This window comes from Pseudomonas sp. SBT1-2 (assembly GCF_028640875.1).
In the GTDB taxonomy this organism is placed as follows: domain Bacteria; phylum Pseudomonadota; class Gammaproteobacteria; order Pseudomonadales; family Pseudomonadaceae; genus Aquipseudomonas; species Aquipseudomonas chlororaphis_I.
On record NZ_JAQZAA010000115.1, the window covers coordinates 142244 to 156193 of the forward strand.

Genomic DNA, 13950 nt, shown 5'->3' on the forward strand with positions numbered 1-13950 from the left:
TCTCCAGAAAAGGTATTGGGGAAGGCAGGCATGTGTGCCTGCTTACCCCTCTAGAGAAAGGTCGATGGGGTTTGTTACAGCCCGGGCGAAAAAATCTTCATCTGTAGCCGCTGCCGCAGGCTGCGATCGACGGCGCAGCCGTCGCAATCACTGGCCGCGCGGTGTACCGGGCCTTCCGTGTGGTCAGCCTTTGCGGGGCGTTGCCCCGATCGCAGCCTGCGGCAGCGGCTACAGGAGGGGCGATTTCCAGGTGAAAAAAAACGGCCCCGAAGGGCCGTTCTTTGTTGCAGCAGGTGCTCAGCCGCCCAGATAGGCTTCGCGCACCTTGGGGTCGGTCAGCAGGGCTTCGCCGGTGCCTTGCATCACCACCCGACCGTTTTCCAGTACATAGGCACGGTCGGCGATCTTCAGCGCCTGGTTGGCGTTCTGCTCCACCAGGAACACCGTCACGCCGTCACGGCGCAGCTGTTCGATGATGTCGAAGATCTGCTGGATGATGATCGGCGCCAGGCCCAGGGACGGTTCGTCGAGCAGCAACAGCTTGGGCTTGCTCATCAGCGCGCGGCCGATGGCGAGCATCTGCTGTTCGCCGCCGGACATGGTGCCGCCGCGCTGGTTGAAGCGTTCCTTGAGGCGCGGGAACAGGCCCAGAACCTTGTCCATCTGCTCCTGGTAATCGCCCTTGTCGGTGAAGAACCCGCCCATGGCGAGGTTCTCTTCCACGGTCAGGCGGGCGAACACCCGACGACCTTCCGGCACCACGGCAATGCTCTTGCGCATGATCTGCGCGGAGGTCTGCCCCACCAGTTCCTCACCCAGGTAACGGATGCTGCCGCTGTGGGCCTGCGGCGAACCGCAGAGGGTCATCAGCAGGGTGGATTTGCCGGCGCCGTTGGCGCCGATCAAGGTGACGATCTCGCCCTGGCGGATCTCGACGTTGACGCTGTGCAGCGCCTGGATCTTGCCGTAGAAGGTGGAAACGTTTTCGAACTGCAGCATTTACGCTTCCCCCAGGTAGGCTTTGATCACTTCGGGATTGTCGCGGATCTGTTCCGGCGTGCCGTCGGCCAGGGGCGTGCCCTGGTTGATCACGACGATGTGGTCGGAAATGCTCATGACCAGCTTCATGTCGTGTTCGATCAGCAGCACGGTGGCGTTGTGCTCTTCGCGCAGCACGCCGATCAGCGCCTTGAGGTCCTCGGTTTCCCGCGGGTTGAGGCCGGCGGCCGGTTCGTCGAGCATGAGGATCCGCGGACGGGTCATCATGCAGCGGGCGATTTCCAGGCGCCGTTGCTGACCGTAGGCCAGGGTGCCGGCGGGACGGTTGGCGAACTCCTTGAGGTTGACCTTTTCCAGCCAGTACTCGGCGTATTCCATGGCCTCGCGCTCGCTCTTGCGGAACCCCGGAGTCTTGAACAGGCCGGCCAGGAAGTTGGTGTTCAGGTGACGGTGCTGGGCGATCAACAGGTTCTCGACCGCTGTCATGTCCTTGAACAGCCGCACGTTCTGGAAGGTGCGTACCACGCCCTTGAGGGCGATCTTGTGGCCGGGCAGCCCCTGGATCGGCTCACCGTCGAGCAGGATGCTGCCGGCGGTGGGCTGGTAGAAACCGGTCAGGCAGTTGAACACCGTGGTCTTGCCGGCGCCGTTCGGGCCGATCATCGACACCACTTGTTTTTCTTTGACGGTCAGGGCTACGCCGTTGACCGCCAGCAGGCCGCCAAAGCGCATGCTCAGGCCCGTTACTTTGAGGATCTCACGGCTCATTTGCGCGGCTCCGCTTTCAGTTGCAGGACGGGACGTTGCATGGGCAGCAGGCCTTGAGGACGCCAGATCATCATCAGCACCATCATGGCGCCGAACATCAACATGCGGTATTCGCTGAATTCACGCATCAGTTCAGGCAGCAGGATCATCACGGTGGCTGCGAGGACCACGCCCAACTGCGAGCCCATGCCGCCCAATACCACGATGGCGAGGATGGTCGCGGACTCGATGAAGGTGAAGGACTCCGGCGTCACCAGGCCCTGGCGCGCGGCGAAGAAGCTGCCGGCGAAACCGGCGAAGCAGGCACCCAGGGTGAAGGCCGACAGCTTGATCACGGTCGGGTTCAGGCCCAGTGCGCGGCAGGCGATTTCGTCTTCGCGCAGGGCTTCCCAGGCACGTCCCAGGGGCATGCGCAGCAAGCGGTTGATGACGAACAGGGCGAACAGCGCCAGCAACAACGCGACCAGGTAAAGGAAGATCACCTTGTTGATCGAGTTGTATTCGATGCCGAAGTACTCGTGGAAGGTCTGCAGGCCCTCGGCGGCCCGGCGTTCGAAGGACAGGCCGAAGAACGTCGGTTTATCGATGTTGCTGATACCGTTCGGACCACCGGTGAGGTCGGTCAGGTTGCGCAGGAACAGGCGGATGATTTCACCGAAGCCCAGGGTCACGATCGCCAGGTAGTCACCGCGCAGGCGCAATACCGGGAAGCCCAGCAGGAAGCCGAAGGTGGCCGCCATCAGGCCGGCGATAGGCAGGCAGATCCAGAAGCTCAACCCGTAGTAGTGCGACAGCAGCGCGTAGCTGTAGGCGCCCACGGCGTAGAAGCCGACGTACCCCAGGTCCAGCAGGCCGGCCAGGCCGACCACGATGTTCAGGCCCAGGCCGAGCATCACGTAGATCAGCACCAGGGTGGCGATGTCCACCGCGCCGCGCGAGCCGAAGAACGGCCAGACCAGCGCACCGATGATCAGCGCAATGATGATCCAGCGCTGGGTAGTCGGCAGGGTCAGGAAGTTACTGGCCTTGGCCGGGATCACCGGCATGTTGGGCGAGGACTTCCAGGCCGCGCTGATCTGATGGTCGAACAGCACCCGCAGGAACATCAGTACCGAACACAGGGCGATGATGGTCAGCGTGGTGGGGCTGGTGCCATGGACTTCCAGGTTGATGCCGACGATGGTCAGTTTCAAACCGAGTATCGGGTAGGCGACAGCCCACACCAGCAAGGCGCTGAAGAACGCCTGTCGAAGATTCCTAGTCATACTTTCTCAACCTCCGGACGGCCCAGCAGGCCGGTTGGCCGGAACAACAACACCAGAACCAGCAGGCCGAACGCCACGACGTCCTTGTACTGGTCGCCGAAGATATCGGCACCGAAGGCTTCCGCCACCCCAAGTACCAGGCCGCCCAGCATGGCGCCCGGAATGCTGCCGATGCCGCCCAGTACCGCGGCGGTGAAGGCCTTGAGACCGACCAGGAAGCCGGCGTTGGGGTTGATCACGCCGTATTGCATGCTCAGCAGCACGGCCGCGATCGCCGCCAGCGCGGCACCGATCACGAAGGTCAGGGCGATGATGTTGTTGGTGTTGATACCCAGCAGGTTGGCCATCTTGATGTCCTCGGCGCAGGCACGGCAGGCGCGGCCCAGGCGGGAACGGGAGATGAACAGGGTCAGGCCGAGCATGGCGATCAGGGTCACCACGAACACCACGATTTGCATGTAGGAGATCAGCACTTCATGTGCGCCACCTGGCCCGATGGAGAAGTTGCCCGGGATCAGGTTGGGGATGGATTTGTCCTTGGAGTCCTGCGCCAGCAGAACCGTGTTCTGCAGGAAGATCGACATGCCGATGGCCGAGATCAGCGGGATCAGACGGTTGCTGCCGCGCAGGGGGCGGTAGGCGATCCGTTCGATGCTGTAGCCGTAGGCACTGGTAACGACGATGGTCGCGATGAAGGCCGCGGTCATCAACAGCGGGACACTGTCGAGTCCCATCATGGTCAGGCCCGCGATGGCGATGAACGCCACATAGGAACCGATCATGTACACCTCGCCGTGGGCGAAGTTGATCATTCCAATGATGCCGTAAACCATCGTATAGCCGATGGCGATCAGGGCATACGTGCTGCCAACGGTGAGACCGTTAACCAGCTGTTGGAAAAAGTGATAGAGGTCAGGCATTACAGCGCTCCTAAAAACCTGATACGCATTTCACTGGTGGAGTCATTTTCCCGCCTGCGCCCCGTGGATCTGCATCCACTTCGGGTCAGGTTTTGCCAGCGAACCGCTGATGACGGTTTTGAGATTTTCAGGTGGGCGGGCTTCCGGATCACGGAAAACAGGCCCAATACGTTCGTAAAACAAAGCCCACGGCACGCCGTGGGCTTTATTGGCAGTCAGTCAGACAGGGCCTTATTGAGGCGAGACTTCGGTTTTAGGTTTGCCGAAGTGCCACTCGTAGACCACGAACTTGAAGTCTTTCAGGTCGCCCTTGGCGTCGAAGCTCAGGTCGCCGGTCGGGGTCTTGAAAGTACCGGCGTGGATGGCTTCGGCCACCTTGGTCGGGTCTTCGCTCTTGGCGGCGGTGATACCGCCGGCAATGACTTCAACCGCGGAGTAGGAAGGGAACACGAACGGACCGCTCGGGTCTTCTTTCTTGGCCTTGAACGCATCCGCCAGGGCCACGTTGGCCGGATCCTGGTCGAAGGATTTCGGCAGGGTCACCAGCAGGCCTTCGGAAGCGTCCTTGGCGATCTGCGAAATGGAGTCGTTACCCACGCCTTCCGGGCCCATGAACTTGGCCTTCAGGCCTTTTTCCTGGGCCTGGCGCAGGATCAGGCCCAGCTCCGGGTGGTAGCCGCCGTAGTAGACGAAGTCGACGTTGGCTTGCTTGAGCTTGGCGATCATCGAGGAGAAGTCCTTGTCGCCGGCGTTGATGCCTTCGAACACGGCAACCTTGGTGCCTTTCTTCTCGAGGGTCTGTTTAACGGCGGTGGCGATGCCTTCACCGTATTGCTGCTTGTCGTGCAGTACGGCAACGATTTTCGGTTTCACGTGGTCGGCGATGTAGTTGCCGGCGGCAGGGCCCTGGGCGCTGTCCAGGCCGATGGTGCGGAACACCATCTTGTAACCACGGGTGGTGATGTCCGGGCTGGTGGCGGCGGGGGTGATCATGACCACGCCTTCGTCTTCGTAAATGTCCGAAGCCGGTTGAGTGGAGCTGGAGCACAGGTGACCGATCACGAACTTGACGCCGTCGTTGACGACTTTGTTGGCTACGGCAACGGCTTGTTTCGGATCGCAGGCATCATCGTATTCGACGGCCTGGAGCTGCTTGCCATCGACGCCGCCCTTGGCGTTGATTTGTTCGATGGCCATTTTCGCGCCACTGAACTGCATGTCGCCGTACTGGGCTACAGGGCCGGTCTTGGGGCCGGCGATGCCGATCTTGATGGTGTCAGCTGCGAACGAATGGCTGGCGACTCCGGCCAGAACCATAGCGGCAAACAGTTTGGAAATCTGCTTAGTAGCCTTATTCATAGTGCTCCACTCTTACTGTTGTAATTTTTATAGTCCTGGCGCCGTAGCAGCAGAACCGGGTCAGATATCTCTTGGATATCCCCGGAAAATGCCCCCGGCAACTGTACCGGTACAGTGTAGAGCGCCGATTGTTAGCCTGGGAAGCTGGCGCCAGGGGGCAAAATCAGGGGGTGTCGCTTTATTGAAAGAAAAAGACAGAATCGCGGCGGGGTTTTGACCGTATTCAGCGAGCAATCCTTGGCTCTCCTGCACTTCTCTATCGTTGACGCAATTGCAACCGGGTTTGTCTGCCAGAGCACCGACGTTATCATTGCGCCGATTTCTTTTCGGGACAGGCCCATGACTCAAGAACCTAGCACCCTCTATGCCAAGCTGCTTGGTGAAACCGCATCTATTACCTGGAAGGAGCTGGAGCCGTTCTTCGCCAAGGGTGCCCTATTGTGGGTCGACGCCGGCCTGGATTTGATCGAGGCAGCCGAGGCCATGGCCGAGAACCAGGCCGAGAAAGTCTCTGCCTGGCTGGCCGCCGAGAAGGTGGGCAAGGTGTCTGCGACGCGGGCGCTGGATCTGGTGGAGCGTGATCCACTGCTGTGGGCAGTGGTGGTTTCGCCGTGGATTCTGGTCCAGGAAAGGGCGCCGGCCGAAGGTTGAGCACCAAAAGGGTGCCTGGTTTTTCCGGCTGGAAGTGTGTAGCCGAGTAACCGCGATCACGGTGATGGCAAGTTGCCCGTGGAGAAAGGCCCCACCCGTTTCAGGCTGACGGTGACGTAAGCGGAATGGGAACAGTTTTCAAGGCCGCCTAAGGGCGGCCTGATTGTTTCCGGGTATTAACGCCACTTCCCTGTAAAACGCCATTTCCCCTATAGGAGCGAAGCTTGCTCGCGATGGCGTCCTACCAGTCGACATCGCTTGAGCTTGATGCCGCTGATCGCGAGCAATCGAGCGTCGACCGGCTGCTCCTACAGAAGAGAACGGGCAGCTGTTAGTACGCTGTCCTGCCCGTATGGTTGTTCAGCGAGATGACCTTGGTCTTGCCGATGCGGTGACGATAGATCTCGCGCAGGTATTTGATGGCTTTCTTCACGCAATCGCGGGACAGGCGGATGTCGTTGATCGAGACGAACTTGTCCTTGTCGTTGATCAGCTCGCGGTACTTCTTCTCGTACATCGGCTTGATCGCGTACCAGTTGGTATCGAGGATCTTCGCCGGGTTCTCGAACTCGTTGAGCAGCTCGTCGATGCGACTTTCATCGAACTGTTCGCTGACGATGAAATCGAGGATCGAGTTGTCCAGGGTCTCGTCGAAGCGGTACGGGTTGCGGGCGAAGCAACGCTTGATAAAGGCCACGATCAGGGTCAGGAAGTCGTCCGACAGGCACGGGCTCTTGGCGATCAGGGTGGTCAGCGAGAGGTTGGCCGAGGCGCCGATCACCAGCGCGTAACGCTTGAGGGTGGTGTTGGGGAACAGGCTGTTGAGGTGGGTCTTGAGCCGGTTCAGGTCCATGTACGACAGCTTGTAGTCCTTCGGCAGGGAGACGATCGACACCACCGACGAGCAGTTCTTGAAGAAGTGCAGGTCGTGCAGCGCGGCCGCGTCATAACCGGAAGCCTTGTATTGCTCCAGCGCCGCGCGATAACGCTTGGACTCGATCGGCAGCAGGCTGATGCCCTCGATGGCCTGGGTCACCTTGTTGAAGTGCGGCAGGTCGATGGAGCGGAAGAACAGGTCGTCGATGTTCAGGCGCTGCGGCTCTTTCTCGAACACCTTGAACTTGTCGCCGGTCGGCACCGGGGTTTCCGGGACCACGGACTCGGCATAGGCGATCGCCACCGGGCCGGCCAGGCTCATGAACAGGTCGTTGGCATCCAGGCGGATGGTCTCGCCGATGTCGATGCCGGCGCGGCGGAAATAGTTCTGGTCGTAGTCGGTGGTCACCGCCTGGGCGGTGAGGATGTTGAAGATCTGCTGGGAGATGTACTGGTTGGCGTGCTTCTCCATGGCGTTGACGTCGATGTTCTGGATGTTGCCGTCATCGCTTTCTTCGGCATAACGCATGATGTCGTTGGAAATCAGCATCATCGCGTTCCATGGGCGGATACGCCCCATGACGCTGGCTTCGCTGCTGTCTTCGTTATCGAAGTTGTAGGAGAAGTCCCATTCTTCCGACAGGTATTTGCACAGCAGGCGTCCGGCGTTGATGTGCAAGGCTTCGGACATTTCGCTGCGGTGATCGGAGATATTCGGCAGTACGCAGATACCGCTGGTGAAGATCGGCTCGAAGACGAAGGAGTGGCCGCTCTTGCTGTCGTGTTCGTCGATCGGCTTGGTGTCGAACGTCTTGTTCATGTACGAGTACTGCTGGGCCAGGCCGAACTCCGAGGCCATGCCCGAACCGGTACCGCCGCCGGCGCTGAAGATCGAGAAGTACAGGCGCGACTGGTTGGCCTTGATGCCGCAGGAGTCGATCAGGTACGAGTGGATCATTTTCCAGTCGGGGCTGGAGAAACGCTGGGTGTCCTTGTTGAGGATGATCTTGGCCAGGTACTGGCCGAGGATCGGCGCGTTACCGGCGCCACCGGCGTGGACTTCCGAGAGGTCCATGATCTTCATCTTGCTGTAGTCGCGGATGAAGCCGCTTTTTTCGCCCTTGCGCGAGAAGCGGATGCGCCCGGCGATGTCCTTGTCCAGGTCGCCCAGCATCACCAGCGGCTCGACCAGGAACACCGGTTTGCTTGCCTTGTTCTGGCCCAGGCGCAGGTTGTGGCGGATCCACTGGGCGGGGCTGTAGCCCTTGTCGGTATAGGCCTTGTCGTCGTTGTTGAATTCGTTGAGGTAGAACTTGCGGGCGTTGTACACCAGCTCCGCCACATCCAGGGCGATGTTCGACCCGCAGCGGCCCAGGCCGATCAGGCAGACCGAGGGGAACTCCTGCTCGCGGCGCGCTTCGAGCTCGTCTTCCAGGTGCGGCGGGCGCGGGAATACCGAGTCGCGCAGGCCGTCGAGGTTGTCGAGGATGCGGTCGGTGTTGGTTTCGGTGAAGTAGAGGTATTGCTGGGGCGCCTGTGGGCGCGAGCTGGACAATGGCTTCGACTCTGAAAAGCTCTGGCTGCCCGGGGTCAGCGTCAGTTCGGATACTGCGTTGGCAGAATTGTTTTTAGAAGTCATTGTGCGCCGTGTGCCTGGACTGGTCGGCTCGGTGACAAGATATCAAAGAGCCATCAAGTGGGATCTCGCGACTTTACAGTGCGATATTGGCCCCAGCGATAGGGATAAGTCTGATGGCCGCTAGGGGGAATCCTTTCCTAAGTTCAGATAAATCGGCCAGTTTTCGGTGATCTTTAATCAAAAGGAGGCAAGATGATGGCAACGTTACCCACCCTCGGGTTTGCCGGTATTGGCCTGATGGGCTTGCCCATGTGTCGCCGTCTGCTGGCGGCGGGTTATCCCCTGGTGGTGTGGAATCGCAACCGGGAAAAATGCGCGCCGCTGCTGGAGGCTGGCGCGCGACTGGCCGAGACCCCGGCCCGGTTGTGCGAGGCGGCGGACCTGGTGCTGCTGTGCCTGGCCAACACCGAGGTGGTGCGCGAGGTGGTATTCGGTGCCGAGGGCATTGCCCAGGGAGCCCGGGCCGGCCAGTTGCTGGTGGACCTCTCCAGCCTGGAGCCGACCGCCACCCGGGAAATGGCCGCGCAGCTGGCGAGCACGACCGGCATGGGCTGGGTCGATGCCCCGGTGTCCGGCGGCACGCCCGGTGCCGAGGCTGGCAGCCTGGCGATCATGGTCGGTGGCGAGGCGGCGGATATCGAAAGGGTACGCCCGGTCCTGCTCAACCTGGGGCAACGGGTGACTCATATGGGCGGTGTCGGTGCCGGCCAGGTGACCAAGGCCTGCAACCAGATGATCGTCGCCTGCAATGCGCTGGTGATCGCCGAAGTGGTGGCGCTGGCCGAGCGTTCCGGGGTCGATGCGTCATTGCTGGCCGAGGCGCTGGCCGGTGGTTTCGCCGATTCCAGGCCGCTGCAGATCCTCGCCCCGCAGATGGCCGAGAGCCGCTTCGAACCGATCAAATGGCATGTACGCACCCTGCTCAAGGATCTGGACGGTGCGGTGAAGTTCTCCCGTGAACAGGGCTCGGCCACGCCGATCAGCGGATTGGCTGCACAACTGATGCGCCTGCATGGCGGCCAGGGCTATCTGGAGCAGGATCCCGCGACCCTGGTCCGCCTGTATCGCGAACCGGCGTCAGAGGGCTGACCGCGGCGACGGCGGGCCGCATGCGCTGCTCGATCTCGTCGATCACCCCGGGCAACTCTTCCAGGGGTATTGCGCGGCTGAGCAGGTAACCCTGGATGAAGTCGCAGCCGTATTGGGCGAGGAACTCGTACTGCTGCACGCTCTCGACGCCTTCGGTCACCACCTGCAAGTGCAGGGTATGGGCCATGACGATGATCGCCTGGACGATCTCCTTGTCCTGAGTCGACTGGGGCACGTCCTGGATGAACGAACGGTCGATCTTCAGGGTGTTGAGCGGCAGGCGCTTGAGGTAGGCGAGGGACGAGTAACCGGTGCCGAAGTCATCGATCGACAGCGACACCCCGAGATTGCGGATCTGCCGCAACAGGGCCACGGTGCTGTCGATGTTGCCCATCAGGGCGTTTTCCGTGACTTCCAGTTCCAGGCGCTGGGGCGCGACACCGGCGCTGCCCAGGGCGTTGGCGATCTCTTCGGCCAACTCCTCCCGGGCCAGGTTCAGGGCCGAGCAGTTCACCGCGATTTTCAGCTCGGCAAAGCCGTGGCGGGACAGGGCGGCCAGATCCTCGCAGGCCTTGCGCAGGACCCAGTTGTCCAGTTCGGCAATCAGCCCGTTGGCTTCGGCGATCCCGATGAAGCGATCCGGGGCCAGCAGCCCGTGCAACGGATGCCGCCAGCGCACCAGCGCTTCAAGCTTGCTGACCTTGCGGCTGCCCAGGTCGTAGATGGGCTGGTAATACAGGGTCAAGCCGGCTTCGTTGCGTAGGGCATTGCGCAGTTCTTCCTCCAGTTGCAGTTCCAGGCTCGCCTTGGTCTTCAGGTTGGTGCTGAAGAAATGCAGGCTGTTGCGACCGCTGCCCTTGGATTGATAGAGCGCCAGGTCGGCATGCTTGAGCAGCTCTTCGCTGGTCTTGCCGTCGTCGGGAAAGACGCTGATGCCGATGCTGGTGGTCATCACCATGCGCCTTCCTGCCAGCTCGATGGGTTCCTTCATCTTGCTCATGATGCGTTGCGCCATGTGCTGGGCTTCGTCGCGGTCGCTCAAGCTCATGAGGATGCAGAACTCGTCTCCGCCGAAACGCGCCACTACGTCTTGATGGCTGCGGGTGGAGCTTTTGATATGGCCGGCAATCACCTTCAACAGTTCGTCGCCGGCATCGTGGCCGAGGCTGTCGTTGATCCGCTTGAAGTGATCGATGTCGAGGAACATCACCGCGAGCATGCCACCCTGCACGGTCTTTTCAATGAGCTTTTCGGCGAACAGCTGGTTGAAGCCGCGACGATTGATCAGGTTGGTCAGGGCGTCGTAGTGCGCCACCTGTTGCAGCGCCACCCGGGCCTGGTCCAGTTGGCTCAGCAGGGTGTTGACCCGGCGCAGGTCCTGTTCCTTGTGCTGGAGTTTCTTGTCCGCCAAGGCCGCGCTGATGCTGCTGCCAATGATCAACAGGGCGATGACGGCGATGGTCAGGCCCAGTTGCAAGGGGTTGTCGTCCACCGCGATGGAGGGTGTGCCCGTCGCCGGCAGCACCAGTTTCAACGCCCACATGCCGGTGAAATGCATAGCGACTATGCCGCCCCCCAGCAGCAGGCTGGCCGCGTATTTGAGCAACTGGTGGAGCACGCCGCTGCCGTTGCTCAGGTAGCGGGACAAGAGCAGGGCGACCAGGCTCGCGCTGATGGCGATGGCAATCGACAGGCCGAACAGGTCGGGCTGGTAGTAGGCCGTGGCTGGCGAGCGCATGGCCGCCATGCCGACATAGTGCATGGCGCAGATGCCCAGGCCGATCCAGATCGACGCCAGCAGGTAGCGCCATAGCTGCAACTGGGGATGGCTGAGGGTCTTCATCGCCAGCCAGGATGCAATCACCGCGATCAGCAGCGACAGCAGGGTCATCGGCAGGTCGTAATGGGTTTCGATGGGGATCTGCAGTGCCAGCATGCCGATGAAGTGCATGGCCCAGATGCCGCCGGCCAGGCAGAAGGCGCCGACCCAGCGCCAGCGTTGCTGGGCCGCCGCCAGGTCGACGTGGCGCACCCGTTCGGCCATGTCCAGGGTGGCGAAGCTGCCGGCGCAGGCCACCAGATAGGCGAGGATCACCAGCACGGGGTTGTGGTTGCAGGTGAGTAATACCTGCCCGCCTTCGGGGAGCTCGGTAAAAAAATGCAGACCAAGCCATTCCATCGCATGCCCCGTTTCTTGAGTCATCCAGGGCCAGCCCTGGGTGGCTGGCCAATGGGACTGAGTATAGGAAGCCGAGTCGAGGCCGGGAACGATGGTGGCAAATTGACTTAAATGATTTTGGAATTCAGCTCATAGCCAATCGAGCTAAGCACTCTGTTCGAAGTACAGCGCCGGCTCCAGGGGCGCGAGCCCGAATGCCGCGCGCGCGGCGTCGCAATCGACGTTCTGTTGGCCATTTTCCCAGGACGCCTCGAATTCGCGGCAGGTGCTGGAGCGCTGGTGGTAGATCGAACAGCTGACTTCCTTGCCGACCTCGCCGGTCAGCGCGGTGCAGCGGGTCGGCTTGCAATCGGTGCCGAGCATGGCGACCCGGCTGGGGCTGATGGACGCCACCAGATCGTCGGGGACCGTACCGCCGGAAGAGGCGCATTCACCCCAGAAAAAAGACACACGAAAGTGTGAACAGCAGGCACCGCAATTCAGACACGGACTGGCTTCGGACATGGGCGTATTCAAAGGGGAGGAGGTTGATGAGGGGGGCAGCAAGGCCGCTATTCTAGGCTTCGCAACGGCCTTGGGAAGGGGGCGCGCGAGGTATTTTTCAGGCCCTGCGCAAGCCCTTGAAAAATCGGGCTTTAGCCCCGGTATCCGGGGGCTTGCGGCGGTTTAGGCGGGGGCGCTGGCGCTGTTCGGACGGTCGTCGAGCGCGGTCGACGGCCCGCGCTTCGGATTGCCTGGTATCAGCCTTACGAATCATTACAGACAAGCGCGGCGGGGCTGACTAGATTGCAACTTCCAGGCTCGGTTGCGTCTGGCCGAATAACAATAAAAGAGACCGACCCATGCAGAACTCGACCCAAGCGGCGAATGCCTGGCGCATTCTGTTCCTGTTGTTCCTGGCTAACCTGTTCAACTTCTTCGATCGCACCATTCCGGCCATCATCATCGAGCCGATCCGCATGGAATGGCACCTGAGCGACTTCCAGATCGGCATCATCGGCACCGCCTTCACCATCGTCTACGCCATTGCCGGCCTGCCCCTGGGGCGCATGGCCGATACCGGCTCGCGCAGCAAACTCATGGGCTGGGGCCTGGCGGTGTGGAGCGGGCTGACCGCGGTCAACGGCCTGGTGGGCAGTTTCTGGAGTTTCCTGCTCGTGCGCATGGGCGTCGGCATCGGCGAAGCCAGCTATGCGCCGGCCGCCAACTCGCTGATCGGCGACTTGTTCCCGGCCCATCGCCGGGCCCGGGCCATGGGCATCTTCATGCTCGGCCTGCCCCTGGGCCTGTTGCTGGCGTTCTTCACCATCGGCGCCATGGTCAAGGCCTTCGACAGCTGGCGCGCGCCGTTCTTTATCGCCGCGGTGCCGGGCCTGTTGCTGGCGGTGTTCATGTTCTTCATCAAGGAGCCCAAGCGCGGTGCGGCGGAAACCGTCAAGGTTTCCCAGGAACGCGTCGACCGGCCGATCCGCCGGGTGCTGGCGATCCCGACCTTTCTCTGGCTGGTGCTGGCCGGGCTGACCTTCAACTTCGCCACCTACGCCTGCAACTCGTTCCTGGTGCCGATGCTGCAGCGTTATTTCCTGATGCCGTTGCAGGACGCCGCGGTGGCGACCGGGGTGATAGTCGGGTTGACCGGCCTGTTCGGGCTGACCCTGGGCGGCTGGGTCGCCGACAAGATTCACCAGCGTGTGGCCAACGGTCGGTTGTTGTTCGCCGCCTTCAGCATGCTGATCTCGACCCTGTGCACCGCCTGGGCCCTGCATGCCGGGCGCATCGAAATCGGGGTGTTCGTCGCGGTGTTCAGTGTCGGCTGGCTGTTCGCCTACAACTTCTATACCTGCGTTTACACGGCAATCCAGGATGTGGTCGAACCCCGTCTGCGCGCCACGGCCATGGCGCTGTTCTTCGCCGGCCTGTACCTGCTGGGCGGTGGCCTGGGGCCGGTGGTGGTGGGGGCACTGTCCGATCACTTTGCCCATGCGGCGATGTACGCCGCCGGGGCTGAGCAGATGACCGAGGCGTTCAAGGCGGTTGGCCTGCATGACGCCATGTACCTGATCCCGGTGGCGTTGCTGCTGACCATGCTGTTCCTGTTCCTGGCCTCGCGCTGCTTCGTGCGCGATGCGCAGCGGATGAAGGACGGGTTGGTGCCGGCCGCGCCAGCGGGGGCTGCGGTGACCGCCTGAACAGTGCTTTGTAGGA

The 13950-nt window shown here is 61.6% G+C and carries 11 protein-coding genes; 3 read left to right on the forward strand and 8 right to left on the reverse strand.

Going from position 1 to position 13950, the window contains the following annotated elements:
• Positions 1-297 precede the first annotated feature (297 nt).
• The 5 genes from PVZ78_RS29370 to PVZ78_RS29390 all read right to left on the reverse strand — a co-directional run bounded on the left by PVZ78_RS29370 (position 298) and on the right by PVZ78_RS29390 (position 5311).
• On the reverse strand, positions 298-999 hold the full coding sequence (locus tag PVZ78_RS29370) for an ABC transporter ATP-binding protein (protein ID WP_007926621.1): 702 nt from the start codon (positions 997-999) through the stop codon (positions 298-300).
• A complete protein-coding gene (gene livG, locus PVZ78_RS29375) occupies positions 1000-1767 on the reverse strand; it encodes a high-affinity branched-chain amino acid ABC transporter ATP-binding protein LivG (RefSeq protein ID WP_009047385.1) in 768 nt (255 codons plus the stop codon). It lies immediately after the preceding gene.
• The gene (locus PVZ78_RS29380; protein ID WP_273829654.1) at positions 1764-3032 is read right to left on the reverse strand and encodes a high-affinity branched-chain amino acid ABC transporter permease LivM; all 1269 of its coding nucleotides are present in this window, start codon (positions 3030-3032) and stop codon (positions 1764-1766) included. The genes livG and PVZ78_RS29380 overlap by 4 nt, the downstream gene beginning before the upstream one ends.
• Positions 3029-3952 (reverse strand): high-affinity branched-chain amino acid ABC transporter permease LivH, encoded by a 924-nt coding sequence (livH, locus tag PVZ78_RS29385; protein ID WP_007926616.1) that lies wholly within the window; start codon positions 3950-3952, stop codon positions 3029-3031. The genes PVZ78_RS29380 and livH overlap by 4 nt, the downstream gene beginning before the upstream one ends.
• A gap of 231 nt (positions 3953-4183) precedes the next feature.
• On the reverse strand, positions 4184-5311 hold the full coding sequence (locus PVZ78_RS29390; protein WP_025806742.1) for a branched-chain amino acid ABC transporter substrate-binding protein: 1128 nt from the start codon (positions 5309-5311) through the stop codon (positions 4184-4186).
• Between the two features lie 339 nt (positions 5312-5650).
• On the opposite strand from PVZ78_RS29390, the gene PVZ78_RS29395 reads away from it, so the two are divergent.
• A complete protein-coding gene (locus tag PVZ78_RS29395; RefSeq protein WP_009047388.1) occupies positions 5651-5962 on the forward strand; it encodes a DUF2288 domain-containing protein in 312 nt (103 codons plus the stop codon).
• A gap of 331 nt (positions 5963-6293) precedes the next feature.
• On the opposite strand, the gene PVZ78_RS29400 is transcribed toward PVZ78_RS29395, so the two are convergent.
• Positions 6294-8477, reverse strand: a complete 2184-nt coding sequence (locus PVZ78_RS29400; RefSeq protein WP_273829655.1) for a hypothetical protein — start codon at positions 8475-8477, stop codon at positions 6294-6296.
• Between the two features lie 192 nt (positions 8478-8669).
• Here PVZ78_RS29400 and PVZ78_RS29405 point away from each other — a divergent pair, with 192 nt between their 5' ends.
• Entirely contained in the window at positions 8670-9566 is an 897-nt protein-coding gene (locus PVZ78_RS29405; protein WP_053268380.1) for an NAD(P)-dependent oxidoreductase, read from the forward strand.
• Here the strand turns inward: PVZ78_RS29405 and PVZ78_RS29410 are convergent.
• Positions 9457-11745, reverse strand: a complete 2289-nt coding sequence (locus PVZ78_RS29410) for a putative bifunctional diguanylate cyclase/phosphodiesterase (protein WP_273829656.1) — start codon at positions 11743-11745, stop codon at positions 9457-9459. The genes PVZ78_RS29405 and PVZ78_RS29410 overlap by 110 nt on opposite strands.
• Positions 11746-11889: 144 nt before the next feature.
• On the reverse strand, positions 11890-12249 hold the full coding sequence (locus tag PVZ78_RS29415; protein ID WP_016702058.1) for a YkgJ family cysteine cluster protein: 360 nt from the start codon (positions 12247-12249) through the stop codon (positions 11890-11892).
• Between the two features lie 338 nt (positions 12250-12587).
• On the opposite strand from PVZ78_RS29415, the gene PVZ78_RS29420 reads away from it, so the two are divergent.
• Complete coding sequence (locus PVZ78_RS29420; RefSeq protein WP_009047392.1) at positions 12588-13934, forward strand: spinster family MFS transporter; 1347 nt, start codon at positions 12588-12590, stop codon at positions 13932-13934.
• The last annotated feature ends 16 nt before the right edge of the window (positions 13935-13950 follow it).

Bases quoted from the DNA above. Each gene is read 5' to 3' on its own strand.
- PVZ78_RS29410 (WP_273829656.1), bottom strand. From the start codon at position 11,745: ATGGAATGGCTTGGTCTGCATTTTTTTACCGAGCTCCCCGAAGGCGGG.
- PVZ78_RS29370 (WP_007926621.1), bottom strand. From the start codon at position 999: ATGCTGCAGTTCGAAAACGTTTCCACCTTCTACGGCAAGATCCAGGCG.
- PVZ78_RS29405 (WP_053268380.1), top strand. From the start codon at position 8,670: ATGATGGCAACGTTACCCACCCTCGGGTTTGCCGGTATTGGCCTGATG.
- PVZ78_RS29415 (WP_016702058.1), bottom strand. From the start codon at position 12,249: ATGTCCGAAGCCAGTCCGTGTCTGAATTGCGGTGCCTGCTGTTCACAC.
- livG (WP_009047385.1), bottom strand. From the start codon at position 1,767: ATGAGCCGTGAGATCCTCAAAGTAACGGGCCTGAGCATGCGCTTTGGC.
- PVZ78_RS29395 (WP_009047388.1), top strand. From the start codon at position 5,651: ATGACTCAAGAACCTAGCACCCTCTATGCCAAGCTGCTTGGTGAAACC.
- PVZ78_RS29400 (WP_273829655.1), bottom strand. From the start codon at position 8,477: ATGACTTCTAAAAACAATTCTGCCAACGCAGTATCCGAACTGACGCTG.
- livH (WP_007926616.1), bottom strand. From the start codon at position 3,952: ATGCCTGACCTCTATCACTTTTTCCAACAGCTGGTTAACGGTCTCACC.
- PVZ78_RS29420 (WP_009047392.1), top strand. From the start codon at position 12,588: ATGCAGAACTCGACCCAAGCGGCGAATGCCTGGCGCATTCTGTTCCTG.
- PVZ78_RS29390 (WP_025806742.1), bottom strand. From the start codon at position 5,311: ATGAATAAGGCTACTAAGCAGATTTCCAAACTGTTTGCCGCTATGGTT.
- PVZ78_RS29380 (WP_273829654.1), bottom strand. From the start codon at position 3,032: ATGACTAGGAATCTTCGACAGGCGTTCTTCAGCGCCTTGCTGGTGTGG.